Genomic DNA, 25092 nt, shown 5'->3' with positions numbered 1-25092 from the left:
CCGCGACGCCCCCTATGCCGGCAGCCAGGACGTGTCCAGCTGCCCGAAGTAGACCGACGCGGCGATGATGATCGCGCCGCCGGCGATGGTGGATATGGCGGTCGCGATCTGCGGGCCGCCCTGCTGCTCCCTGATGGCCAGGCCGAGCGAGACCGCTCCCCACACGACCAGGAAGCCGCCGAGGAAGGTCACGCAGCCCGACACGAGCTTGATGACGTTTGCGAGCATGCTGCTCTCCTTTGCTTTCGGTTGACGATGTTCCTTGCTGCTCCTCCCCCGCGGCGGGGGAGGCCCGCGCCCTCCGCGGCCCCGTCACGAGGCGCCGTCCTTCCGCCTGCGGTACTCCGCGAAGTCGAACGGGCCGCGGCGCGCGGCCTCCTCGAGCAGGCTCGAGCGCGGGTGGCGCTCGAGCCGGTACTTCCGGTCCATGAGCGGCATGCACCCGTTCACGAGCACGAGCGCGTCCTCGCGCGGCATGCGCGCCACCTCGGCGGGCTGTATGAGGTCGCGCTCGGAGATGCCGCGGTTCACGGTCCGGGTCCAGCCGGCGCCCCGCGAGTCGCTCTGCGTCTCGCTCGCCACCGTCTGCTTGCCGGCCATCTTGCTGATCTCCTCGTTGGTCTCGTTCGCCTTGCCGCCCAGGTAGAGCAGCGTGTCGCAGGCGTTCACGATGGTCTCGGCGTTGTTGTCGCCGTAGGTCTCCTTCAGCTGCGAGAGCGACTGGGCGATCATCGAGACGGCGATGTTCCTGCTGCGGGTGACGGCGATGGTCCGCTCGAAGTCGGGTATGCGCCCGATGTTGGCGAACTCGTCGAAGACGAAGTGCACCGTCGTGGGCAGCGAGCCGCCGTGAGCCTCGAGCGCCTCGGCGCAAAGAGCGCTCACGGCCGTGTCCATGAGCAGGGCGAACAGGAAGTCGAAGGTCGAGTCGGTGTCGCTCATCGACGCGAAGAGCGCGACCCTGGCGCCCTCGTCGCCCATGTGGGCGAGGTCGAGCTCGTCTTCGGAGGTGAGGTCGCGGACGGCCCTGATGGACAGCGGCTTCAGGCGGACGTTGCAGCTCGAGAGCATCGACTTCATGGTGTCGCCGGCGGCCACGCGGAACTCGCGGTAGCTCGCGAGCGCGAAGTCGTCGGGCGGCGCGGGCTCGCGGACCTTGACCCACTCCCACGCGCCGTCCTCCTCGGCGAAGCCGCGCAGCGAACCGCCCTCCGCCGAGGCGCCGCCGCGCCTCACGTAGCGCTCGCCGGTCTCCAGCTCGCGGAACACCATGTCGAGCGGGCTCATGTAGCCCGGGTCGTCGCGGGCGTCGGCGAGCGAGAGCAGCGTGAGCAGCCCGTCGAGGTTTCGGTCGGCGGGCTCGCAGTGCATGACGAGGTAGGCCGTGAGCGCGGTGTAGACCAGGCGCTCGGCCTTCTCCCAGTAGGGGTCGCCCTTGTGGCCGGCGTCGCCCTCGGTGTTGGCGACGATGCCGCGGGCGAAGCGGATGACGCCCGCCTCGTCGCGTATGTAGGCTATGGGGTTGAAGCGCATGGAGCGCGTGAAGTCGATGGTGTCGAACGCGCGGATCTCGTAGCCGAGCTCCGCCAGCGCGCCGCCCATCTCGCGGATGAGCGTGCCCTTCGGGTCGGTCACGAAGAAGCTGGCGTTGGCCTGCAGGAGGTTCGGCTTGACGTAGTAGCGCGTCTTGCCGGTGCCGGGTCCTCCCACCACGAGCACGTTGTCGTTGGTGTCGGTGGAGAGGTCGAACCTGCGGCTCACGAGGCGGATGCGCGCGTTGTCGGTGAGGATGATGTTGTTGTCGGGGTCCTTGGGGTCGCCGAAGGGCGCGATGTCCTTAGGCGTGGCCCACCTGGAGCTACCGTGCTCCTCGCCGTCGCGCCGGGCCCCTTTGGACCCCAGTGAGCGGGCCCAGGCGAGGAGCGCGCCGCACGCGCAGGCGGTCCCCGCGCACAGGGGAAGCGCCTCCGCGGAGAAGACGCGCCCCGCGCGGAGCGCCGCCGGGATCGCCGCCAAGGCGGCCTCCGGGTCGAGGATCGGGTTCGCGCCCGACGCCGCGATTGCCGCGGCCGCGAAATCTCCCGCGGCGAACGCCGCCGCGGCCAGCGCGGCCGCCGCCTGCCACCTCATCTCTCGGGCCCCTCGATCTGGCGCGGGCCGCGGTCCCGGCCGAGGCCCTGGCCGTGGGCCCTCGACGCCTCGCGCGCACGCTCGGCGCGCTCGGCCAGCCGCTCGGGCGCCTGGCGCCTCTCGGCTATCTCGGAGAGCCGCTCCCTTGCGCGCTCGGCAGCCTTGCCCGTCTCTTGCTCGAGCCGGCGGAAGGCCTCGTCGACCTCGGGCGCGTCCTCCACCTTGAAGAGCAGCCAGTCGCGGCCCTCGCCGGGGATGATGTGGTGCTCGACCGACGCGGCGCGCAGCTTGTCGGAGACGACCTCCTTGATCGTCGCGTACTCGGGAAGCCCCGAGAGCTCCTCGAGGCTGAGCTTCGCGTAGGTCGGCACGCCCTCGGCCGCAATGGCCTCGGCGCGCCCGCCGGCGATGGTCCCGCGGATTCCCGCGAGGCGCTCGGAGAGCTCCCTCGCGCTGCGCTCCATTGCCTCGGCGCCGGCCTCCTGGCCGATCCTCAGCATCCAGTCGAGCAGCCTGCCGCCCGCCTCGTCCCCGTAGTCGCTCGCCATCCCGCGCCTCCCTTCCAGTCGAGATGAAAAAGGGGCGCCTTCGCGCCCCGGTCGTCCCTATTCGGCCCCGACGGCCCTCTCGCGCGCCATTGGGGCGCGGGCTTCCTGCCCGGCGTGCGCGCGGCTCGCCTCGCGGGCGGACGCGGCGCGCTGCGCCAGCGGCTCGGGCGCCTTCTCGTGCAGATGGGCCCACTCGCCGCTGCGGCACTGCTCGGGCGTCGCCTCGCACATGTCGCGCATGGCGCGCTCGAAGCGCTCGGGCTCCTGGGCGATGACGCCGAAGCTCCAGCTCTCGAAGCCGGTCCACGCGTCGCCGTCGCGCTTGAGCGTCCACCACTCGTCGCCGCCGTTCACCTGCTGGATGAACGCGAGGTCGCGGTAGCAGAACCCCTGGCGTATGGCCCAGTTGCCCGAGCCGAGCGCCTCGCGGAGCCTGTCGACGCTGTCCGTGCGGGAGAACTCGTAGGGGTACTCCTCGAGGAACGGGTCGTCCTGCCAGTCGAAGCCGCCGACCTTGAGCCAGCCGTTCTCCTGGCACTTCTCCACGAGCCCGTCGTGCTCGCGGCCGGTTATCCTCTCGAAGCCGTCCATGGGCCCTCCGCCTTTCGTTTGTTGCTTGGCGGGCGGCGTCCTCGCGATGGGGGCACGGTGCGAGTCGGAGCAGGCGTGCGTGCTGGCGCGTCGGCGCCGCCCAAGACGTGTATAGCGATTTCGATTGCGGCGGCGACCGGGGCCGCCCGCGATGGGTCGAGCTGGGTCGAGCCGTCCGCGCCTCCACGGGAAGCGCACAGGTCAGCCGCGCCGGCGCCTGTCCCTTCCGCCCAGGTAGACGGGCCTGCAGGTCTGGGAGATCCTGCTCGCGATGGCCTCTGCCGTGACGCGCTCGCCGCGCCTCGCGAGCCTGTCCGCCAGCGCGCCGGGCGCGTAGTTCGACGTGACGATGGTCGGGCGCATGTCCTCGTAGCGCGCATCGAGCACGCTGAACACGGTGCCGACGGACCACTCGGTCGCGTCCTCCTTGCCGAGGTCGTCGAGCACGAGGACGTCGCACTTGGCGTACCGCGCGACGGCGGCCTCGGTGCCGCCCTCGTCGAACGTCGCCTTCACGCGCTCGAGCATGCCCTTGGCGGTCGTGAAGGCGACCTCGTAGCCCGCCTCGGCGAACAGCCTGGCCATGGCGGAGGCGGCGTGCGTCTTGCCGGCACCGACGCCCCCGTGTATGTAGAGCCCGGCGCCACCGTTGCCCGCGAACGAGGCGATGTACTCGGCGAACTCGGGGCGGTCTGCCTCGGCGGCCCAGTAGCGCCTGGGGATGCCCGCGCGCGAGAGCGCCTTCTCCCGGCGGGCCTCCTCCTCCTTGGCGGCGAGGTTGGCGCGCCTTCGCGCCTCGGCCTCCCGCTCGCTGACCGCGCCCTCGCACGGGCAGGGGGCGGCGGAGACCCAGGCGACCCTGCCCGCCAACGCCGCGCCGAGCGGCTCGAGGGCGGCGCCGCAGTGCGGGCACGCCCTCGGCTCCGGCTCGTCGAAGGAGAGCCCGGCCGCACGGGCCTGCTCCAGGGTGATGAGTCCCGCTCGGTCCATCGGGCGCCCCTTCCTTATCTTCTGAAGTCCTTGTTGTCCCTTTTGCTTATTGGGTGGCATATCGTCAGGGGTTTCCCTGTCATCTCGTCAGGGGTTCGGGCTGCGAACCCTGACGGTTCGTCACCCTTGTTCTCGGCGAACCCTGTCATTTCGTCACCCTTTCGCGCCGGGAACCCTGACGAATCGTCAGGGGTTGCCAGCGCTCCGGGCGGCAGCCTCTCGCGCACGATGCGGTACCGCTTGGTGGCGTGCCCGCGCGCCGGGGCGTGCACGCCGCATTCCTCGATGAGGCCCCGGTCGAGCAGGTCGCGGATGGCGCGGTGGACGCTGCGCTCCTGCACGTTGAGGAATCGGGCCAGGCCGCCCTTGCTCTCGAAGTAGCCGCACCCGGCGTCGCAGAAGCCGAAGATGCGCGCGTAGACGAGCAGGGGAAGGCCGGAGAGGCCCAGGTCCGCCATCATGAAGTGCCGTACCGTCGTGAACTCGCGCGGGGAGGGGCCGTCGCGCCCCCTCGGGCCTGCGGCCGCCATCGGCGCTAGCCCCTTCTGGGCGAGCCGACGACGCTGTTGCGCTCGACCCATGCGACGAGCTCGTCGTGCAGCACGATGCCGTCGCGCGTCTTGCCGCCGATGTAGCGGATTGGGAACGGGTCGTCGGGGTCTTTTGCGAGCCGGTACATGGCGTCGCGGCTGATGCGCAGCATCGCGCACGCCTCGTCGGCGCCGAATATCGCGTTGGTCGATGCGATGAGCCTCACCTGGCTCCTGCTAGTGCTCTTGGTCATGGTCGTCCTCGAGCTCCTTTCGTCTCGAGGCTCCCTCGCGTGCCCGGCCGCGGGCGGCTCCCGGGGCGGTCGCCGCCGTCATTTCCTGCCGCTCCTCGATTCGATGTAGGCGTCCACGGACGCCCTCGAAACCAGGAGCTTCCTTCCGAGCCTGTACGAGTCGATCTCTCCCGACCAGATGAGGTCGTACGCCTTGTTTCTGCTCGCCCTCATGTACTCCTGCATCTCGATCACCGTCATCCATTCGTCGCGGCCCTGGTTGTTCTCGGACGCGGCGCATTCGGCTGTGCGTGCCATGGTTCCTCCAATCTTCCCGTGCGGCACCGTGCGGGCACACCGCGCGGCACAGTGTCCCTTTTCGTCTGCGCGACGATTGAACCGCCTGCTGGCGCTTGGCGCGCATGGCGGGAACGGAGACGGGTCGAGGTGGGTCGAGCTGGTCGGGCCTCCACGAAACGGCCATGAGCCGCGTGGCTTAGCTCTCAGCTAAGTCCCTGAAAAGTAAAAGGCGCCCATGCGGGCGCCTGCCTAGTAGCTGGAGTTGTTCGGTTGTGGTCGGAATGCTCGTCTTCCGCGGTGCTGTCGTCCGGGGTCCGGCATCTGTCGTTCGCCTCTTCTGTCGTGTTTGATGTTGCGTGTTCTGCGAGCGACCTTGCGCGGGCCTGTCGGCCCGTTGCCCCAGGTGCACCCGGATAAATGGTACCCATCCGTTGGGACATGGGCATCGCGGGAGGGGCGTCTGGGCAAGCTAGGGCGGACGAGCGGACGTCGGCAACGTATTTCGCTATCGTTCTCGTTCTTAAGGGCTAATAGGACGGCGGTGAATTGGCTGAAGATTCGTGCAGCAACGCGCGATAAACCAGCAGGTAGGCTCTGACGTTTGCGCATGATGTTAAAATCTGTCGCATGCTGATTCTAAATGTAACCTCGAGCTCAAGGGCGGTGTCTGGAATGGATGGCTTTGATTTCGGTAGCGCGAACGATGCACAACGCAACGCCATCACCTCAACCGAGGGGCCGCTCCTTGTTACCGCGGGTCCTGGAACTGGGAAGACGTTCACTCTCGTTAAGCGTGTCTCTTACCTTGTGCAGGAAAAGCACGTCGACCCTTCGAGCATTCTTGTTGCGACATTTACCGAAAAGGCCGCAAAGGAGCTTATAACGAGAATCTCCAACGAGCTCGCCGCCAACGGCGTCGAGTTCGACGTCAATGAGATGTACGTTGGTACGTTCCATTCGATATGCCTAAGGCTTATCAAGGAGCATATCGAATACTCGAACGTAAGAAAGAACTACAGAGTTGCTGATTCCTTCGACCAGCAATATCTCGTATATCAGAACTACTGGAGTCGTTTCAAATCGCTTGAGCACTTCGCCGAGCTCCCAAAGAAAACGCGCGTGTGGGACACGTGCGAGCAAATCTGCAGCATCGCCAACGCGATGTCTGAGGAGCTCGTCGACGTCGAAGAGATGCTCAAGAGCGATGACCCCATCACGCTCGCTTATGCCGAGGTAGCCGAAGCGTACAACGAGATGCTGACCGAAAAGAACTGGCTCGATTTCGCTCATATCCAGCTTGAGGCGTACCAGCTGCTCGCTTGGCATCCGAACGTGCTCTCCGAAGTACATGACCAAATCAAGTATGTCATGGTCGATGAGTATCAGGACACGAACTATATCCAGGAACAGCTAACCCTCCTTCTTTCCAAGAAAAGCCATAACGTCTGTGTTGTCGGGGATGACGACCAGGGCCTTTACCGTTTTCGAGGCGCCACGATCCGAAACATCCTGGAGTTTCCTGACAAGTTCGGCGATGGCGATTGCGTGCGCATCGCCCTTACCGACAACTACCGTTCCGACCCGGGGATCGTTGCGTTCTACAACGAGTGGATGGAGCGCACCGCTGGCCCACGCTTTCGATTCGACTGGGAGGGCTATCGCTTCGAGAAGACGATATACGCTACGAGGAAAGGCGTCGATGGTGCGCCGGCCGTGGTCAGGATCGGCGATGACGAGGACTATTGGTGCGATACCGTTTGCGACTTTGTCTTGCAGCTTAAGAAGCGCGGCGCAATCGACGACTACAACCAGATCGCATTCCTCTTCAAATCGGTCAAGCACAGAAACGCTCGCGACCTTGCCGAGCGATTTGAAGAGCGCGGAGTCAGTGTTTACTCGCCGCGCTCGGACGTCTTCTTCGAGCGCGGCGAGGTAAAGCTTGCAATCGGAGTTCTGCTGCTGCTTTTCCCGAGATACGTGCAGCGCCTCGAGACAGGTGATTTTAAGTATGCGGACGAGACAAGCATCCGCTACTACGTCTCGTGTATCCTGAAGGCGAACGAGCTGCTTAAGGACGAGGACAACGCGGCTCTTCGCAAGTGGATTGCCGCCACGGGACGTGCGCATACCACTATGGCGAAGAACACGGACTACGCATTTTCAGGACTTGTCTACCAGCTCTTTGAGTTTGAGCCCTTCAAGTCGATTATCGACACGCCCCTTGATACGGGCGTCCATGACCAGAGGTCAGTGCGCAATCTCTCGATTCTCGTTGGGATCACGAGCAAGTTCGAGTACCTGCAGCGCGTAGACATCTTCACCGCCGAAAGAATCGACGCTACCCTCGAACGCTTTTTCAACACCTATCTTCGCTTCCTTATGTTAGGCGGCATTGACGAGTATGAAGACGAGACGGAATACGTGCCGAGCGGCTGCGTGCCCTTCTTGACCATCCATCAGTCGAAGGGGATGGAGTTCCCCATTGTCGTTGTGGATTCGCTCTACGCGACGCCCACGAAGGCCGGCGACGAGGTGCTCCAGGGCATCAAGGACCGCTACGGCGCCCGAGAGGCATATGAGCCCATCGACTCCATCAAGTACTTCGACTTCTGGCGGCTCTACTACACCGCGTTCTCGCGTGCCCAAGACCTGCTCGTTCTCACACACCGAGAGGGAACCAGGAAGATCGGCAAGGCGTTCGAGGAGCCCTACGGCGAGTTGCCCACCTGTAATCCCGACACGTTCCCGTTCGACAAGTTCGCCTTCCACCACGTGAAGGAGAGCGACCTCAAGCCCGTCTATTCGTTCACGTCCGACATCTCCCTCTACGAGGGGTGCTCCGTGCAGTACAAGCTCTTTCGCGAGCTCGGCTTCACCCCCGTTCGCGTGGGTGCGACGCTCTTCGGCCAGCTTGTGCACCAGACGATCGAGGACGTGCACCGTGCGGCGCTGCGGGGCGAATGCGACCGCATCACATTGGAGAACGCGGACGATTGGCTCCAGTCGAACTACGAGACGCTCTCCACGAGTCAGCACGCTTACTTGAGCAAGGTCGTGATCGATGCCGCGAAGCGGCAGGTCAGGCGCTACATCGAGAGGCGTGCCGGCAGGTGGGACGACATCGTTGAGGCTGAGGTGCAGATTGGCCTTTCCAAGCCCGATTACATCATCCACGGCACCGTCGACCTCATCGAAGGCGACGACGGCACCGTCGACGTCGTCGATTTCAAATCGGAACGCAAGCCCGACGTCAACCGCGACTACGAGCTGCTCGAGACGTATCGCAAACAGCTCCTCCTCTACGCGCACCTTATCGAGGAGAAGACCGGCAGGTCCGTGGGCAAGATGAAGCTCTATTACACCGGAGAGGAGTCGGGGAACCCCGTGATCACCTTCAGCCGCGACAAGCGATCAATCGACGCCGTCGCGGCCGAGTTCGACGACGTTGCCCATAAGATAATGAGGAGAGAGTATTCCTGCCGTGCCACAAACGCGCGGCTCTGCGAAAACTGCGACTTCCGCTACTACTGCAAAAACTAGGAGTTAGACATGGCACAAAACGAGACCGGAGAGCTCTTTGAGTTCGACGACCGACCTGTAATCAAGGGATACCCCGAGCTGAGGTGGACGGGAAAGCGCCCATACCGCTCGACGCAGTACTTCCCCGCACAGCTCAAGGAGAGCTACGGCGAGCCGACCGACGGTTGGATGAACAAGATTTTCTGGGGCGACAACCTTCAGGTGATGAGCCACCTGCTCAAGGAATATCGCGGCAAAGTTGACCTTATCTACATCGATCCGCCATTTGACTCGAAGGCGGACTACAAGAAGAAGATCAAGCTCAAAGGAAAAGTCGTAAAAAATGACTGCTTGCTTTTGAAGAGAAGCAATACGGTGACATTTGGACGAGCGACGAATACCTTCAATTTATGTATGAACGCTTAATAATTTTGCGCGAGCTTCTGTCCGACGATGGCGCGCTCTATCTTCACTGCGATTGGCATAAAGTCGCCCAACTTCGCTGTGTTCTAGACGAGGTCATGGGGCCCAATAATATGATCAACGAAATTGTATGGAAGCGAACCAGGGCTGCCCACTCGGACGCTACCTACTTTGGCAAAGTTCACGATACGATTCTTGTTTATCGCAAAACTCCGCTGGTCAAATTCCATACTCAGTACACTGAGCATTCGGACGAATATGTTGCTCGTTTCAATAAATCCGAAAACGGGCGTCGCTACATGCTCGTACCGCTTCATGGGCCGGGACAAGGAGAGCCTCGTTCTTTCTTCGGGAAGATGATTGCTCCGCCTGCCGGGAGGTGTTGGCCGAGGCAAGATAAGATTGATAATCTCATCGCGGAAAATAGAGTGGAATTGACAAGCAACGGTACACCATGCCGCAAATCCTATCTAGATGAGAATAAGGGCAACCCAGTTTCCGACTGGTGGGAAGATATCATCCCGCTAAACCCCGTGGCCGCCGAGAGAACTGATTACCCTACTCAAAAGCCCGAAGCGTTGCTTCAACGAATTATTGAAGCGTCTACCGACGAGGGGGATCTCGTCCTCGACTGCTTCATGGGAAGCGGGACAACTCAAGCTGTGGCTATGAAGCTCGGCCGCCGCTTCATTGGTGCCGACATTAACCTTGGGTCGATTCAGACCACGACCAAGAGGCTGCTGACAGTTACCGACGAGCTCGGTCGACAGATTGGCAACGAGGACAAGTATCTCGGCTTTGAGGTTTACAACGTCAATAACTACGACTTCTTCCGGAACCCGGTAGAGGCGAAGGAACTGCTCATCCAGGCGCTCGACATCCAACCGTTTACAATCGACAACGTCTTCGACGGCGAGCTCGATGGCAGAAAGGTGAAGATCCTCCCAACGAACCGTATCGCAACCCGAGCGGACCTCGAGGGGCTTGTCGCCAACCTGCCTTACGCCGTTTACGACGCGCATAAGGAGGAGAATCCGTCCGCAGCCGTAGACCACATCACGCTTGTTTGCATGGGGCACGAGCCTGACCTTAAGGCTGCACTTGAGAACGAGCTGAGTGAATACGTGGTCGATGTCGAGATCGTCGACATTCTACGCGACAAGAAGGAACTCGAGTTCAAGCGCGAGGCTGAGGCGAGCGTCATCGTTGAGGACGGCAAGCTCACGATTAAGTCGTTCTACCCAATGAACCTGCTCCAGAAGTTGAGCCTGCAGAAGGAATCAGTCAGCGATTGGCGTGAGCTCGTGGAGTCGGTGTTTGTCGACTGGAACTACGACGGAGCCGTGCTCGAGCCGGCAGTTATCGATATTCCTGAAAAGAACGGACTCGTCGTTGGCGTCTACGACGTTCCTGCCGATGCTGGCCGTATCAAGGTGAAGATCACCGACGTGCTCTCCGAGTCGCTTGAGGTCGAGGTGGGATAGGCCATGGCGAAACAGTACGATGAGACGTTTGCCTTCTATGAGCAGCTAAGACATTACTACTTGGACAACAAGGGACGCATCCGCAAGAACTACAAGCGGATCACCCTTAAGATCCTCGACTACAACGACCGGGCAGTCAACCCCGATGCCTTCCTGCGGCCTCCGCAGTTCGAGGCGTTCGAGATGTACGTTTTCGTGAAAGAGTTTCTCGGGAACAGGCCGATGTACGAGATCTTCGACGATTGGCGCAAGAGACGGGGCGTCTTCGCTGACGCATCGTTCTACTCGCGTGGCCAGGAGACGCTCTTCGACACCGCGAGCGACAAGCAGACTGCGACGCTCTTCAAGCAGATGAGGAACGTCTCGGAGAACTACCCCAACTACATCTTTGCCCTGACGATGGGATTGGGTAAGACCATCCTGATGGCCACCTGCATCTTCTACGAGTTCCTGCTTGCTAACAAGTTCCCGCGGGACGAGAGGTTCTGTCACAACGCCCTCGTGTTTGCGCCCGACAAAACGGTGCTTCAGTCGCTAAAGGAGATTCCGACCTTCGACAAGTCGCTCGTCGTCCCTCCCGAATACGTTTCCGTCATCGACCAAAACCTTCGGGTGCACTTCCTGGAGGACACGGGCACCACCCTTCATACGCTCGACGGGTCGGATTTCAACCTCGTCATCTCCAACGACCAGAAGATCATCGCAAAGAGGAAGCATGCCGAGACGTCTGCGGCAGAGCGGCTTTTCACGATGCCGTCGGGGCTTCTGAGCGTTGTCTACGGCGACGACGCCGATGCTGACTCTCAGGACGAGGGCGACCTCATCCTTAACCAGCGTTTCGCAAAGCTATGTCGACTTGGCCAGATGGGCATATACGTTGATGAGGCGCACCACCTCTTCGGCAAGGCGTTGGAGAGATCCCTTTCTGACAAAAAGACGGAGAACGGCCTTCGCCGCACAATCAACCTGCTTGACGAGGCCCTGACCAACAAGGGGTCGGGAGTCGTCGCGTGCTACAACTTCACCGGTACGCCGTATGTGCAGAACAAGGTGCTCCCTGACGTCCTCTATGCTTACGGCCTTGCCGAGTCGATCAACCGCGGCTACCTCAAGTCCGCTCGTGTGCGCAAGTATGAGCATGTGCGAAGCGAGTCGTTCCTGCGCAGCGTAATCACCGAGTTCTGGAACACGTACGGCGAGAACAAGGTGGAGGGCCTTCTTCCCAAGCTGGCGATTTTCGCAACGCAGATCGAGGAGGTTGAGAACGAGGTTCTTCCTACCTGCGAGAAGATTCTTGCCGAACTCGGCATCGATACCTCGAAGATTCTTGTGAACACGGGAGACACTAAGCTTACCAAAACCGAGGACATTCACATCTTCAACAACCTGGACAATCCGAACGCGGGCGGAAACGACAAGCAGTTCATCATTCTCGTAGGCAAGGGCCGCGAGGGTTGGAACTGCAGGTCGCTTTTCGGCGTAGCACTTGACCGAGAACCAAAGTCTAAGATCTTTGTCCTTCAGGCAACGATGCGATGCCTGAGGCAGATCGGCGTCGGGCAGCAGAGAGCCACCGTATTTCTTTCCGAGGCGAACTTCGAGACGCTCGACAGCGAGCTAAACAAGAACTTCAACATGACCGTTTCCGACCTCAAGGACAGCGGCGACAACCGGCATGTGTATCAGGTGAGAATGGTCCCTCCGGAACGGAAGGTCAAACTCTCCAAGATTCGGCGTGAATATCGGCTCGAGGAGCGCGCTGGCGAAGAGAGCGTCTGCTTCGGGCTCGACAAGCTTGACCTGAGCCGATACGAGTCACATGTATACGAGAAGGCAAGCCTAACCCATGACCTCTCCTTGAAGGAAGTCAAGGCGGATTTCTCCGGCGAGCAGGTTGCCTACTCGGAAATGACGCTCGTTGCGGAAGTGGCGAGGCAGCTTGGCCCGACAGTAACCTGCCTTGCCATCGAAAAGCTAATCGAGGGCTCGGCTGAAGGCGTCGAGGGCGTGCTTTCTTATGTGAACAAGCATAACGAGCTAATCTACGACGTGATCGTTCCTAGAATTTTCGAGCACCTATTCGAGGTTAAGGTCGATAAGAAGGCGGAGCCTGTTGAGGTGAGCCTCCTCAAAGCGCCGAAGGACTCTGCCTATTACGAATTCTCCGCCAAGCCCGAGCTCGTCGTCAGGCGCTCGGAATCCGAATACGATGACTGCGCTGAGAAGAGTTTTCACGCCGATACGTACTGCTTCGACTCGCGACCCGAGAAGGAGCTGTTCAATCAGCTCGTTTATTCGGACAAGACTGAGGAGGTCTTCTTTACTGGCATGTTCACCTCGGGACAATCGGAACTCGCGATTCAGTACGTCGACCCCGAGTCGCACCGAATTCGTAGTTATTACCCCGACTTTTATGTCAAAAAGAGTGATGGCACGATTGAATTGATTGAGGTCAAGGGTGATAACAAAATCGACGATGAAACCGTGCTGGCAAAGGCCGCCGCGGCTCGCGACATCGCCGACGCGTCGAACATTGCGTACGGCATTATCGGCGGGAACTTCATCATGGAGAACGACGTGACTGCAATGAGCCTCAAAGAAGCTCAGGAAGAGTCGATTGCCCTTGCGAGAGGCATCGAACAAACACCAAACGCTACTCTGTTCGACGAGTAGGCTGTCTAGCCCGCACTTTGAACTGCACGACTCAAAGTGCGGGCTATCTTATGCCCTCACGCACCAGGCGTTAACCAACTTCTCATCGCCGCGGCCGGGATGTACATCGCTTGCGACTTCGATGCGGTTGATCACAGGTTCGGGAACATCGGCGATAAAGTCGCACGATAAGGTGCTTAAGGCCGTTCTTAAGGTCGAAACAAAGCCGCCTGCTACGATTCTTACGGTCATCGCTCTTGTATATCCCTTCTGACCTGCGGGAACGTAAGAGGGTAAAGCCGCTGGCTACGATTCACTTCGCTAAAGAGGCACCAAAGAGGAAGGTCGGCCGTTCTTGTATCCATTTCGGGCGATTTTGAGCCTCAAAACCTTCCCGTTTTTGTCCCCGGGACAAAAATGAAACTACGGGCTCACGGTTTCGAAATAGTTCGCGGATTTGTCCCAGGATTTGTCCCAAACGCCTACGTAAAGACACGCGGAGGGATTCGGCGGCAAGACGGTTGAAGCCGACGACCGAACTAGAACCAACTGGAATGGTGCGGCGACAAACGAGCGTGAAAGAGTGGGAGTAGAACAGACGTTCGATTCTATGCTATAGTGTTTGCCAATGGGCGCGGCATCTTCCGAATCCGCGCCCATTGCTATACGGGCCTTACGATGACGAGCTGACGATCATAGGCGCCATGCGTGCATTTGCGGCGGAACGGGGATATGCGCCCGACTTCTCCGAATCCCGCCTCTGTCACGAGATTTACCTCTCCGACCCGCGCAAGTACGCGCCGGAGAAGCTCAAGACCGTGATTCGCCATCCCATCAAGCCGATTTAGCGAAACGAGCGCCGCCGTGCGGTCCGGCTTTTGGGGTTTATCAATTGGTAGTCCGCGTCGATCGAGCAAGCTGCCCTGCCTCCCGGCAGGTGCGTAATCCCCTTGGTCGATCCGTCTCGAGGTGCGCTCTTTGCTCATCTTGTGGCGTGGAGTTACGATACTCCTAAAAGTGTAACCAGATTCGAGTTTTAGGAGCAGCTTTTGAAGGGTGGCAGACTCAGGAACCGCGATAGATACCTCGAGGAGGCGATGCTCTTCCGTGACACCGACCTCATCAAGGTGATCACGGGCGTGCGCAGGTGCGGCAAGTCGAGCCTTCTCGATCTAATTAGGATGGCCATCGAGTCTGAAGGAGTCGCTGGCCGCGGCTTTGTGAGCGTCAACCTGGAAAGCAAGGGTACGGGCATCAAGACGGAGGACCAGCTTTATGATTACGTTCGCGGGCGCCTGTCGGACAAGGGTCGCACCTACGTTTTCATAGACGAGCCCCAGAGAATCGATGGCTGGCAGGATGCGGTCAACGCAATGAGGGTCGACTTCGATTGCGACATCTACCTCACGGGCTCGAATGCGTATCTTCTCTCGAGCGAGCTGGCCACCTATCTCTCCGGGCGCTACGTAGAGGTAAAGATGCTGCCCCTGTCCTTCTCCGAGTTCGCCGACTTCTGCGGAATCGAGTTCGTATCGGGAACTTCGGTGGCTCTCACTCCCGAGGGGGATCCCGTTCTCTTCGACGACATGCTTACTCGTTACCTTGAGTACGGGGGCATGCCAGCCATCGCATCCCTCTCGACGACCCAGGCGCAGCACTCGGCGTACATGTCCGGCGTCTACGAAGCCATCGCCGTGCGTGATATTGTCAACCGTGAGCGCGGGAAGGGCAAAAGTGCGGTGACTGACCCTTCCCTGCTGCGCCATGTGGCCGAATTCCTGGCGGACAACATCGGCAACGAGTGCTCGTCGAGTCGAATCGCCGGCGCGTTAACTTCTGCGGGGCCGAAGACCACGAACAAGACCGTTTCCTCGTATGTGGGTGCGCTTGAGGAGGCCTTCCTGTTCTATCGTGCCACGCGTTACGATTTGCACGGCAAGGCGCTCCTCAAGACGAACCCAAAGGAGTACATCGTCGACACCGGCTTCAGGACCTGGATGGCCGGCTATAGGGTCACGGATACTGGCCGCCTGTTCGAGAACGCCGTGTATCTCCAGCTGCTCTACGAAGGATGGAGCGTGCATGTGGGCAAGCTCTATGGCAAGGAAGTCGACTTCGTTGCGACGAAGGACGGGCGCGTGCTCTACGTGCAGGCGACTGACGAGATGTTCGCAAGCGAGACCAGGGAGCGAGAGATCGCCCCTCTGAAGTCGATACGAGACAACCACGAGAAGATCGTGGTCGTGAGGCAGGGTTCCTACGACACGGATATCGACGGCATCCGCATCGTGAGCGCGAGGGACTTTTTCCTCTAGGGCCATGCGATTCATCGCGAGGCAGTTAGGTCCAATCTGGGGAACCATCCGATTAAGCTCGTGTTTTACCAAGTATCTGAAGATATGTACCGAATGGTCGATGGGCTTCGACTGGATGACCTGACGGTCTCGGTGTTCTTCCGGGGCGAGGGGGATGCCCCCGTAGTCGTCGCGCCTCTGTTCGTCCAAACGATGCAGGACTATATGAGGCTTGCCAATATCGATGCCGAGGTGTTTGCCGCTACGTTGAAGCAGTATCCAGTCACCGAAGTTAGCTCTGCCTACGTCAACGACAAGATGCTTGAAATGCTATCAGCCTACGATCAAGATGCGTGCTGTAAGGAAGAGTTGCTGAAATGCTGCGAGATGACCGTAGACGCCCTGGAAGCTTTTGCGGATCGAGAGGCAACCCTGATAAATCGATATCAAATTGCCGCTCGAAAGCGAGATCTTACTAGCGAGGAGAAATCTGAGTTAATGGCAATCCAGCTGAATTCAGATAGTGCGCTGTCGAAAGCATGCGCAGCAGCCTTGCGCGGAGACTCGGACATGGCCTCTGCGCTCAGAGCGTCACTTGACGAAGAAGCACGAACGACGCTCGGCTCATGGCCGATCGGCCGTTTCTTCGCATAAGACCGCATAGACTTTTTGAGGCATCGAAATGAAGCTACTCGTCGAATCGATTAGAAATGCGGTTGAGAAAGACTGCCTTATCCCAGCCCTTATGTCTTCCCTTACCATTCCCGACGCCATGGGGCAGCTTCTTTATCCCAATCTCGTCCTTCATAACGGGAAGAGAGCGGCGGGGCGGCAGTATGTGAAGTGGTTTGATGACTGGGCGGCAAACGACTTCCTGTTTTCGGGAGACCCCTCGAACGAAGGTGAAACGATTCCAGGTCAAATCTTTAATGGGAAGATGTGCTGGAAGCTCCGGTGCTCCCTGTTGCATTCAGGCGACTACGATGTGTCGGTCGATGCTCCCGAGAAAGACGAGAGCTTCGACTACGACTACAAGTTCGAGCTTGTCCTCCACGGGTGCAACGCCCTCTGCTCTTCCTGGTCGTCGCCCAAGAGCGGGATGCGTGCGACTAAGAGCGTGACGTTCCGCGTTGATGCGGCGTCGCTCGCGAGCTCGCTGTGCAACGCCGCGGAGGCCTGTCTTAAAGAAACGGGCGAAACGGTCAGTTACCCCAATCTGGAGTTATTCGACGTGGCTGCATGGGCGGATAGATTCAATACTCGCTGAGCCATCTCGTCAAACTCCTTGTGTGCTAAACGTTGGTGTTGGCGCCCCGGAAAAGGGGTGTGGCCAGCGCCTAGAATCTTCAGCTACCACGCTGAGACGATAGGAGATGACCACATGGACACTATGGCGCACGAGGCGCCCGCGACGCCGTTGCTTGCGTTTCGCTATCGCTGCTCGAAGCGTGTCGCTTGGGGCCCTGGCCGGAGGAGAGACGACCGCTCCCTGCGAGACTGCGGAACCACCTATATCCGCTTGCTGCGGGCTTGCTTGAACCAGTTCCTCTTGAAAGAACCTATACCTCCGAAGAACTTGTTGTACGTCTCACCGTTCTCCTTGGCCTCGTACTTGACCAAGGCAAGTTCGATGGTGCAGAGGTAATCCGCCACTTGCTCGAGGCGGTAATCGGTCATCGAGGTCTTGCGGCGTCGGACGACCCCTTTTGAGAGGACCTTGCCCACCGAGCGGTCAAGCGCCTGTTTGACAATGTCCTGACCGTTGTCGTAGTAAACCTTCACATCGTCGAAGGATTGAAAGAAGCCCAGGTGTTCAATCGTGGCAGAGGAGATATCGCGCCCCATACGTTCCATTAGCCTTGCCGGGTCTTCGAACTGGCTGCGGTGGTAGACGAACGTGATATAGGAAATGGGAAGTTTGCGGACGAACGAGGAGAAACGGGCGAGCATAACCTTGCGCTGCTCGATGTCAAGAAACTCATAGTCCTTGTGCCCGTTCATGAGAGGCTCGGAGTGAAACGGAATGTTAGGGAGATCGGCCCTGACAAGCTTGGCCTCATAGCCCGTGACCGCCTCGGCGATGCTGCCTGCCTGGTCGTGAAAGACGAGTACGAGCGGGTAGTAGCGAGCTTTGCCGCCGCGGTCGCCGCTCTCGTCGACGAAGATGCTGAGCTCCTTGGCCAATGGGGACTCCTAATGGAATGGATAAAAAAATAGCCGGGGGACTCCCCCGGCACCTGGAGGTAGCTTAATGAGCCACCAACAACCTTATAGCGTGTGCTGGCGGTGAGTGCAAGAGGGGAACGGGATGAAACCGCTGTTGATAGTGCCCCTGAAATAGATTCGCAGCTTCTTCAAGATTACGGAACACGAGAATTTATCGTTGGAGCTGGTTTGCGATAACAACCCGAAGCTTGCCTTTGTCTGTATGAACCTGATTCAGAGGCGCAGTGACACCATCCACGAGGGCGTGCCTGAGCTCCTTTCGTCTCGAGGCTCCTTCGCGTGCCCGGCCGCGGGCGGCTCACGGGGTGGTCGCCGCCGTCATTTGCGACGTGCTTGAAGCGGAGGCATCCGATCAGGCCGGCCTTGCGTCCTGGGTCGCCAACATCCGTGCAGCGGCGGACGAGATGGCGACTCGCATCGCTGACATGCTCATGCACATGGGCGGCGACTAGACAGGGCGATCCCTGCAACGGGCATTATTATCCGGGAAGCGTTTGATTGCGAGGCACGCCGGTGTGAGGGCCTGAGTCGTCAGGCCCTCACAGGGGGACCGCGATGGTGGCCACCGCGCCGCCCGAGGGGCTGTTGGCGAGCGAGACGGAGCCCCCGTGGGCGCTCGCGGCCTCGGAGGCGGCGTGGAGGCCGAGCCCGTAGTGGCGGCCTCCGTCGCGCGAGGAGCGGGAGGAGTCGTCTGTGAAGAGGCGCTCGCAGCCGCGTTCGAGGGCGGCGGGAGAGAAGCCCGGTCCGTCGTCGGACACCTCGATGACGAGGTGGCCGCCCTCGACGTCGCAGGAGACCGCCACGCGCGAGCGCGCGTGCTCGGCGGCGTTGGCCACGAGGTTCGCGGCGGCTCGCGCCAGGGCGGTTCGGTCGAGCGGGGCCTCGGGCGCGCCCGCGACAGCAGGGCCCGTTGCCGCGTCGAGCGTCACGCCTCGCGCCCGGGCGATCTGGGCGGCCTCGGCGAGGACCTGCTCGCAGAGCTCGGCCGGCCGCATGGGGGCCCTCTCCGCCCCGCCGGACCCGCGCGAGGCCTCGATGAGCAGGCGCACGTAGCCGTCGAGCCTTTCAACACCGCCGGCTATGTCGCGCGCGGCGGCCGCGAGGTCGGCGTCTTTCTCGTCTTCCAGCTCCTCCGCCACGAAGTCGGCGTTGGCGCGCAGCACGGTGAGCGGCGTCTTGAGGTCGTGGGCGAGCGACGCCACCTGCTCGCGCTGCCCCCGCTCCGCGGCCCAGCGGGCCTCGAGCGACTCGGCGAGGGAGGCCCGCATGGCGTCCATCGCGGCGAGGACGTCGTTCACCTCGCGCACGTTGGTGCTGCCGACCGCGAAGTCGAGATCCCCCGCGCCGACGCGCCCCGCCGCCTCCGCGAGCGGCGCCATCTTGCGCGAGATCACGCGGCTCGCGCGGCGCGCCACGAGCGCGAGCGCGAGCGCGCTTCCCGCAGCGGCGCCGACGAGCATGAGGCTCTGCGGGTTGGGAAGCAGGCCGGCGAGGTCGCGCGAGACCCACTGCGGCAGGTACTCGCTGACGAGTGCGCAGGCCCCGCCGCCCTTGAGCGGGAACGCGGCGTAGGTGAGGCCCGAGCCCCCGCCCTCGATCTCCACTGTGCCCGGATCCGCGGCGAGTGCCGCACGGGCCATTTCCGTCGCGTCCTCGAGCCGCGTGCCCTCGAGGTCTGTCATCAGCACGTGTCCGTCCTTGTTCAGGGTGAGGTAGCGGTACGCCGTCGGCACGTCCTGCTGCCCACAGACGCCGTCGCGTGCCAGGCCCTCCGCGACCTCGCGCGCATTGGCCGGCCCCCAGCTTGCCTCGTAGACGAAGCCCGCGTTGATCGCCGCGGAGAGCGCCATGAACGAGGCGAGCCACGCCGTGGCGACCGCCGCGAACGCGTAGGCGAAGTAGCGCGCGATGACGAAGGAGAGCGGCATGCCCCCGCGACCTCGCGCCCCGGTCCTCAGAGCTGCCACTTGTACCCCATCCCCCAGACGGTCGCGATCGGATCGGCGCCGGCCTCGGAGAGTTTCCTCCGGGCGCGGCTGACCTGCATGGATATGGCCGCGTCGTCGGCGTCGCTCTCCCAGCCGAGCACTGCCTCGCGTATCTGCGCGCGGCTCATGACCTGCCCGGGGTGGCGGGCGAGGTACTCGCAGATGGCGTACTCGGTGGGCGTGAGCGGCACGGCCTTGCCGCTCACGGCGAGGCCGCGCGCCCCGAGGTCGATCCGCACCTCCCCGAAGGAGAGGGCGTGCGAGCGCGGCCGGCGCTCACGGCGTAGATGGGCCGCGACCTTGGCGCGCAGCTCCGCGGCCCCGAAGGGCTTGCGGACGTAGTCGTCGGCGCCCAGGCCGTAGCCGGCCACGGCGTCCTCCTCGGCCACGCGCGCGGTCAGGAAGATGATGGGCCCGTCGAAGTCCGGGCGGATCTGCCGCACGAGCTCGAAGCCGTCGAGCCCCGGCATCATGACGTCGCAGAGCACGAGGTCGAAGCGCGAGAGGTCCATCCCCGGGACCGCCGTCGGGTCCGTTGCCTTGACGACCTCATGGCCGTCGCGGCCGAGGACGCGCGCGAGCGCGTCGAGGATCGCCCGCTCGTCATCCACTGCCAGTATCCTCGCCATGTTCGACCTCCTGAAACTCCCGTCGGCATTGTACTTGCGCCGCGCTTAGCGGTCCAGAGCCCCGCGCGCAGCCGCGGGCGCCCACATGGCGATCTCGGGGTTGGGCAGCACGCGGTCGGCGAGCGAGCGCAGCGCCGACCCCCCAGCCGGCGTCGAGCAGGGCATTCCCGCCCAGGACGAGCGCTGCGGAGAGGAGGGTGAGTACGGCGGCGAGCGGCTTCCTACGCATCTGCCCTCCCGTCCTCGAAGCGGCGGAACCAGGCGAGAAGGATGGCGGCGGCTGCCAGGGTGAGCACGAGGCCAGCGAGCGCAGTCGTGAGGAGAGGGCCCGCCGCGCGTGCGGCGTCGATGAAGGCCTCCACCCCGAGCGACCCCAGGCGCGCGGGCCAGGCGAGCGGCACCCAGCTCAGGGGCGTCGCCAGGGCACCGGTGAGCTCGCCGGTCATGAGGCCGTGCGCAAGTCCGCCCACCGAGAAGAACGCGAGGAGCATCCCCGCCGCGCCGGCGCCGATGGCGGCGTTGCGGCCGAGGCGCAGGGCCACGCCGAGCCCCAGCGCGTAGAGGGGCAGGCTGCCCAGCACGATGCCCGCCCAGGCGGCCGCAAGCGGAGCGGGCCCGAGCGGCAGGCGCCCGGCGGCGGAGAGCACGGCCCCGAACACGCCGAGCGCCACGGCCAGCGCGCCCGCGCCGAGCGCCGCAAGGGCGAGCAGCTTCGCCGCGACGGCGCGCCCGCGCGAGGGGACCGCCGTGAGGTTGGCGAGGCGCCCGGCAGCGCGCTCCTCGTCCACGGCGAGCCCGCAGACGATGGCGGACATGAGCGGCATGAGGGCGCCGAGGAACTGGGCGTAGGCGTCCGCGCCCAGCGCCGGGTCCCATCGGGTTACGGAGAAGTACTCGCCGCAGGCAAGACCGGCTGCCAGGCCGCAGACGAGGTGCACCGCCGTGAGCGGGGAGCGCGCCAGGCGCAGGGCCTCGGAGAGCAGGGCCCGCGGGAGAGTCATGCGCGGCGTCGGGTCGGAGAGTCGTGTCATGGCCATCACCTCTCCTCGGAGCGCGCGAACCAGGCCGCGCCCGCCGCCGTGAGCGCGGCGAACGCGAGCGCGCAGACCGCAAGGCCCGCCAGTGTGAGCATGCCGTCCGCCGTGAGCGCCCCGCCGAGCGCCATGTCCGCGGCGAGTGGCTCGCCGCTCGGCAGCACGGGGATGAAACTCGTGGGGATGACCATGCTCGCCGACGGCGGAAAGAGCTGCGGCAGCGGCATCAGCGACCAGGCGAACCCACCCACGAGCTGCGCGGCGAGCGGGCAGAAGATGCCCGCGAGCATGCCGAGCCGCGCCGTGAGGAAGAGCCCTGCGGGGATCATCCACGCCGCGGTCACCGTGTTGGCGAGCGCGCAGAGGAGCATCGTGAGCGTGCCCGCGGCCGTGAGGCCCTGCGAGGAGAACGCCGAGCCCGCGAGGTAGATGCCGAAGACCACGAGGTTCGAGAGCGTGCAGAGCGCGAGGCACCAGAGCGCCTTGGCCCACCAGGCGCGCCCGAGCGGGAAGCCCAGGCCCAGAAGCCCCCGCATCCGCGTGCGCGCGTCCGCCCGCGCGACGCAAGCCACCACGAGCGAGAGAGCCACGGGCAGGAAGAGCGCATACCAGTAGTTCCACGCGCTGAAGATCTGCACGCCCCGGTAGGGCATCGCGCCGAGCAGCGGCATCGGCAGCGCCATGAGCACGGCCAGGCGAACCGGTGCCGCGTGGCGCGACTTCAGGGCCTCGGCGCGCAGGCCCGCGAGCAGGCCGCCTTTCTCGCCCGTCATGCCGCCACCTCCCCGCGCGCTCGTCGCCCCTCCCGGCAGACGCTCATGAAGAGTTCCTCGAGGTCCTGCCCGGGCCGAAGCGCATCCTCGTAGGCGAGGCGCCCCCCGTAGATGATGCCGATGGTGTCCGCCATCTGCTGCACCTCGGAGAGGATGTGGCTCGAGACGATCACCGTCGTGCCCGCCGCCGCGAAGCCGCGGATCTGGTCGCGCAGCTCCTCGATGCCGATGGGGTCGAGGCCGTTGGTGGGCTCGTCGAGCACGAGCAGGCGTGGCCGGGCGATCAGCGCCAGCGCGAGCCCCAGGCGCTGCCGCATGCCCATCGAGAAGCGCCCGGCGCGCTTCTTCCCGGTGTCCGCGAGGCCCACGGCGGCGAGCACCTCATCTATGCGGCTCTCGGGAAGGCCCAGCAGCGTGGTGCGCACGCGCAGGTTCTCGCGCGCGGTGAGGTTGGGGTAGAGCGGCGCCTCCTCGATGAGGCTGCCGATTGCGTAGAGGTCCTCGCGGCGCCAGGCGTGCCCGGCAAAGAGGATCTCCCCGGCCGTCGGCCGCAGCATCCCGCAGATCATCTTGAGTGTTGTCGACTTGCCGGCGCCGTTGGGGCCGAGCAGCCCGTACACCTCGCCCTCGCGGATATGAAGGCTCACGTCGGCCACGGCATCCTGCGCCTGGTCGCCGCGGCCGAAGCGCTTGGTGAGCCCGCGCGTCTCGAGCATGTAACCCATGGGTTCGTCCTTTCTCTTCTGGGCGCGCGGGCCGAGTCGCCGTGCCCGCGCGCCTTACCTTTCGGGTTCACCATCCATGGTGGGGCGCGTTTCTAACGAAGCTGTAACGGCCGTTGGGCTCTTTTGGCGCCAGCCCTTCTCGGCCCGTACGCCACTCATGGTATGTTTATCGCGATAACAAGGACGGAGGTGCCCGTGGCACGCAATAAGTACCCGGAGGAGGCGGTCGAGAATATTCTCGACGTTGCCGAGCGGCTCCTCGTGGAGCGCAGCTACGAGCACACAACGATGATCTGAAGAGCAATACGCTAAATCGAAAAAGGCAAACGGCTGTATAAGCCGCCGTGACGGGCGACGATTCATGCCCTCCCAAAAAACATGCGTAAGATCGAGCGGAGGTTGAGCACGCCGAAACGGCCCAGCGAGTGTTATTTTGCGAGCTATGCGCATTGAAAGCGACCTTTCGTGGTATAAACTACTTGCCGGAAGCCGCGGCTTTCAGAGTACGGCTTACGTGTACGTTTAACCTCCGTGGGCGACGGGGTGCCGCAAGGCGTAGAATATCGCCCACCTGTAGGGGCCTGCAGCGATGCGGGCCCCGCTTCGTATGAAGGGGGCGTAACCGATGAAGATCGTATCCATCTCCCAGGACTTCTTCGACCTCGTCGAGGGCGACCGCGAACTCATGCTTAAGCACAATCGCCCCTGCATCGTGGTGGTGAGGCTGCGTTTCCACGGGAAGCGCAGGGACTTCGCCGTGCCGCTGCGTTCCAACATTGCCCCTAACGTGCCCAAAGACCAGTACTTTGCGTTGCCACCCCGCCCCACGACGCGCCCCGGCTGCCGCCACGGCATCCACTACATCAAGATGTTCCCCATAACCAAGGCCTACCAGCGCCGCTTCAGGACCGAGGGCTCGGCCTACTACGAGACGCTCCAGCACATCATCGACGGCAATACCAAGCGCATTGTCTCCGAGTGCCAGGCATACCTCGATCGCTACGAGCGCGAGGGAAAGCCTCGCTTTGCCGTCGACATCGACCGTATCGTGGGGCTGCTGGAGGGCGAGAAGTAGGGCACCTCGGCTCAGTCTCGAGCCATGCGGAGTCGCTCCGCATTTTTGAACGCCGCGTGTGCGTCCCAAATACTTGAGAAACAAGCTGTGAAGTGCGGTGGCGCGCCCGTGCCCGTGCATAGCCGTTGCCATCAGCGTCTACGCGGCGTCGGCTTCAAGTGGAACTGGCGCCGCTGCTGTATATGGTTTGCCTTGCTGCAAATAGCGATCAATGCCCGCGATGTTTCTGCTTGCGCTTCAACTTTCGCTGCTCGAAGCGCGTCTCCGCCTCATCCGCGCGACGCTGACTTCTTGCTTGAGCCGACTCCCGCTTCATCGCTTCCCGCTGTGCCGCGAGCGCCTGTTGTGCCTTGGTGCTCACCGCGGGCCGTTTAAGGGCTTTCGCTGCCTCGCGGGCGCGCCGTTTGGGGTTCTTCGCGGGCTTGCTTGTTTCAGTGACCTTGTCGCCGAAGAACGAGAGCTTCTCCCATTCGCTTGTAACGAATCGCAGGATCTCCTCATCGGACGGCTCCGCGCCGAAGACGATGCGGGCGACGCCGTACCTTCCGTCCTCGACATGTTCCGCCAGCCCGACCCAGAATTGACCGTCGTGATATACGGTCAGGGTGGACGACACGCTGATCTGCATGGTTGGTTCCTCCTTTATGTAGATGACCATGCAGAGAAGGGACAACCAAGGAGGCAGGTTACTGATGCGGACTAGCGCACGCCCACGACTACCCGACGGGGACTGTGTTTTCATCTCTGGTGGTTGGATTGTAGCACGTGCGAATGCGCCCGGCATCGCTGCTGACATGGCGCTACTGGGATTCGCTCCTTGACCTTGATTATCAACTTCATCCGAACACCTCCCACATTCATCCGCACATGTGCGGATGAATGTGGGAACCCGATACCCTGAGGGCCGGACCGGCCGGCCCCGGGAGATCGGAGGACGGCATGTCCGGA

Annotated in this window: 24 protein-coding genes and 2 pseudogenes; 11 read left to right on the top strand and 15 right to left on the bottom strand. The window is 62.6% G+C overall.

The genetic code is table 11. From position 1 onward, the window contains the following. Positions 1 to 12: 12 nt before the first annotated feature. The 8 genes from AAAX77_RS08040 to AAAX77_RS08005 all read right to left on the bottom strand — a co-directional run bounded on the left by AAAX77_RS08040 (position 13) and on the right by AAAX77_RS08005 (position 5340). Positions 13 to 228: a hypothetical protein gene (locus AAAX77_RS08040; RefSeq protein WP_006234636.1), complete on the bottom strand. Its 216-nt coding sequence runs from the start codon at positions 226 to 228 to the stop codon at positions 13 to 15. A gap of 84 nt (positions 229 to 312) precedes the next feature. Then, a complete protein-coding gene (locus AAAX77_RS08035) occupies positions 313 to 2130 on the bottom strand; it encodes a VirD4-like conjugal transfer protein, CD1115 family (RefSeq protein ID WP_349105725.1) in 1818 nt (605 codons plus the stop codon). Then, the gene (locus AAAX77_RS08030) at positions 2127 to 2678 is read right to left on the bottom strand and encodes a hypothetical protein (RefSeq protein WP_349105723.1); all 552 of its coding nucleotides are present in this window, start codon (positions 2676 to 2678) and stop codon (positions 2127 to 2129) included. Before AAAX77_RS08030 ends, AAAX77_RS08035 begins: the two co-directional genes overlap by 4 nt. A gap of 57 nt (positions 2679 to 2735) precedes the next feature. Next, positions 2736 to 3269 carry a peptide ABC transporter substrate-binding protein gene (locus AAAX77_RS08025; protein WP_349105721.1) on the bottom strand — a complete coding sequence of 178 codons (534 nt, stop codon included), beginning with the start codon at positions 3267 to 3269 and terminating at the stop codon, positions 2736 to 2738. A gap of 201 nt (positions 3270 to 3470) precedes the next feature. Continuing rightward, positions 3471 to 4259 carry an ATP-binding protein gene (locus tag AAAX77_RS08020; protein WP_349105719.1) on the bottom strand — a complete coding sequence of 263 codons (789 nt, stop codon included), beginning with the start codon at positions 4257 to 4259 and terminating at the stop codon, positions 3471 to 3473. 14 nt (positions 4260 to 4273) lie between these two features. Continuing rightward, positions 4274 to 4789, bottom strand: coding sequence for a hypothetical protein (locus AAAX77_RS08015; protein ID WP_349105718.1), 516 nt, complete (start codon positions 4787 to 4789; stop codon positions 4274 to 4276). 5 nt (positions 4790 to 4794) lie between these two features. Continuing rightward, positions 4795 to 5043 (bottom strand): helix-turn-helix domain-containing protein, encoded by a 249-nt coding sequence (locus AAAX77_RS08010; RefSeq protein WP_071129839.1) that lies wholly within the window; start codon positions 5041 to 5043, stop codon positions 4795 to 4797. A 78-nt stretch (positions 5044 to 5121) separates the two neighbouring features. After that, complete coding sequence (locus AAAX77_RS08005; protein WP_349105716.1) at positions 5122 to 5340, bottom strand: helix-turn-helix domain-containing protein; 219 nt, start codon at positions 5338 to 5340, stop codon at positions 5122 to 5124. A gap of 654 nt (positions 5341 to 5994) precedes the next feature. On the opposite strand from AAAX77_RS08005, the gene AAAX77_RS08000 reads away from it, so the two are divergent. From AAAX77_RS08000 to AAAX77_RS07960, 9 genes and pseudogenes are all read left to right on the top strand, one after another. Continuing rightward, positions 5995 to 8862 (top strand): ATP-dependent DNA helicase, encoded by a 2868-nt coding sequence (locus AAAX77_RS08000; protein ID WP_349105714.1) that lies wholly within the window; start codon positions 5995 to 5997, stop codon positions 8860 to 8862. 9 nt (positions 8863 to 8871) lie between these two features. Continuing rightward, on the top strand, positions 8872 to 9267 hold the full coding sequence (locus tag AAAX77_RS07995; RefSeq protein ID WP_349105712.1) for a hypothetical protein: 396 nt from the start codon (positions 8872 to 8874) through the stop codon (positions 9265 to 9267). After that, positions 9252 to 9929 (top strand): annotated as a pseudogene (locus AAAX77_RS07990) (site-specific DNA-methyltransferase); the annotation flags it as partial. The gene AAAX77_RS07995 and the pseudogene AAAX77_RS07990, both read left to right, overlap by 16 nt. A gap of 3 nt (positions 9930 to 9932) precedes the next feature. Then, complete coding sequence (locus AAAX77_RS07985) at positions 9933 to 10748, top strand: hypothetical protein (RefSeq protein ID WP_349105770.1); 816 nt, start codon at positions 9933 to 9935, stop codon at positions 10746 to 10748. Positions 10749 to 10751: 3 nt separating this feature from the next. After that, complete coding sequence (locus AAAX77_RS07980; RefSeq protein ID WP_349105710.1) at positions 10752 to 13421, top strand: TnsA endonuclease N-terminal domain-containing protein; 2670 nt, start codon at positions 10752 to 10754, stop codon at positions 13419 to 13421. Positions 13422 to 14122: 701 nt separating this feature from the next. Next, positions 14123 to 14248, top strand: a pseudogene (locus tag AAAX77_RS07975) (transcriptional regulator); the annotation flags it as partial. 249 nt (positions 14249 to 14497) lie between these two features. Continuing rightward, entirely contained in the window at positions 14498 to 15715 is a 1218-nt protein-coding gene (locus AAAX77_RS07970) for an ATP-binding protein (protein ID WP_349105708.1), read from the top strand. Between the two features lie 93 nt (positions 15716 to 15808). Next, positions 15809 to 16348 (top strand): hypothetical protein, encoded by a 540-nt coding sequence (locus tag AAAX77_RS07965; protein WP_349105707.1) that lies wholly within the window; start codon positions 15809 to 15811, stop codon positions 16346 to 16348. A gap of 28 nt (positions 16349 to 16376) precedes the next feature. After that, a complete protein-coding gene (locus AAAX77_RS07960; RefSeq protein WP_349105706.1) occupies positions 16377 to 16961 on the top strand; it encodes a hypothetical protein in 585 nt (194 codons plus the stop codon). 242 nt (positions 16962 to 17203) lie between these two features. Here the strand turns inward: AAAX77_RS07960 and AAAX77_RS07955 are convergent, their stop codons facing one another. Next, entirely contained in the window at positions 17204 to 17878 is a 675-nt protein-coding gene (locus tag AAAX77_RS07955) for a DUF3800 domain-containing protein (RefSeq protein ID WP_349105704.1), read from the bottom strand. A 347-nt stretch (positions 17879 to 18225) separates the two neighbouring features. On the opposite strand from AAAX77_RS07955, the gene AAAX77_RS07950 reads away from it, so the two are divergent. Continuing rightward, on the top strand, positions 18226 to 18372 hold the full coding sequence (locus tag AAAX77_RS07950) for a hypothetical protein (protein WP_349105703.1): 147 nt from the start codon (positions 18226 to 18228) through the stop codon (positions 18370 to 18372). 87 nt (positions 18373 to 18459) lie between these two features. On the opposite strand, the gene AAAX77_RS07945 is transcribed toward AAAX77_RS07950, so the two are convergent. The 5 genes from AAAX77_RS07945 to AAAX77_RS07925 all read right to left on the bottom strand — a co-directional run bounded on the left by AAAX77_RS07945 (position 18460) and on the right by AAAX77_RS07925 (position 23069). Next, positions 18460 to 19848, bottom strand: coding sequence for a HAMP domain-containing sensor histidine kinase (locus AAAX77_RS07945; RefSeq protein WP_349105701.1), 1389 nt, complete (start codon positions 19846 to 19848; stop codon positions 18460 to 18462). A gap of 26 nt (positions 19849 to 19874) precedes the next feature. After that, positions 19875 to 20537 (bottom strand): response regulator transcription factor, encoded by a 663-nt coding sequence (locus AAAX77_RS07940; protein ID WP_346979480.1) that lies wholly within the window; start codon positions 20535 to 20537, stop codon positions 19875 to 19877. Between the two features lie 221 nt (positions 20538 to 20758). Next, complete coding sequence (locus tag AAAX77_RS07935) at positions 20759 to 21568, bottom strand: lantibiotic ABC transporter permease (RefSeq protein WP_349105699.1); 810 nt, start codon at positions 21566 to 21568, stop codon at positions 20759 to 20761. A gap of 5 nt (positions 21569 to 21573) precedes the next feature. Continuing rightward, positions 21574 to 22344, bottom strand: a complete 771-nt coding sequence (locus AAAX77_RS07930) for a hypothetical protein (RefSeq protein ID WP_195448539.1) — start codon at positions 22342 to 22344, stop codon at positions 21574 to 21576. After that, positions 22341 to 23069 (bottom strand): lantibiotic protection ABC transporter ATP-binding protein, encoded by a 729-nt coding sequence (locus tag AAAX77_RS07925; RefSeq protein WP_349105698.1) that lies wholly within the window; start codon positions 23067 to 23069, stop codon positions 22341 to 22343. The genes AAAX77_RS07930 and AAAX77_RS07925 overlap by 4 nt, the downstream gene beginning before the upstream one ends. 625 nt (positions 23070 to 23694) lie before the next feature. Between AAAX77_RS07925 and AAAX77_RS07920 the strand changes: the two genes are divergently transcribed. Further along, positions 23695 to 24144 carry a hypothetical protein gene (locus AAAX77_RS07920; RefSeq protein WP_349105697.1) on the top strand — a complete coding sequence of 150 codons (450 nt, stop codon included), beginning with the start codon at positions 23695 to 23697 and terminating at the stop codon, positions 24142 to 24144. Between the two features lie 208 nt (positions 24145 to 24352). Here AAAX77_RS07920 and AAAX77_RS07915 read toward each other — a convergent pair whose 3' ends face one another. Then, entirely contained in the window at positions 24353 to 24772 is a 420-nt protein-coding gene (locus AAAX77_RS07915; RefSeq protein ID WP_349105695.1) for a YjdF family protein, read from the bottom strand. Positions 24773 to 25092: the final 320 nt, after the last annotated feature.

The sequence above is a fragment of the Collinsella sp. CLA-ER-H6 genome (assembly GCF_040092305.1).
Classification (GTDB): Bacteria; Actinomycetota; Coriobacteriia; order Coriobacteriales; family Coriobacteriaceae; genus Collinsella.
The sequence above is the reverse complement of the archived record's forward strand: the minus strand, read 5'-3'. Positions and strand labels throughout refer to the sequence as shown.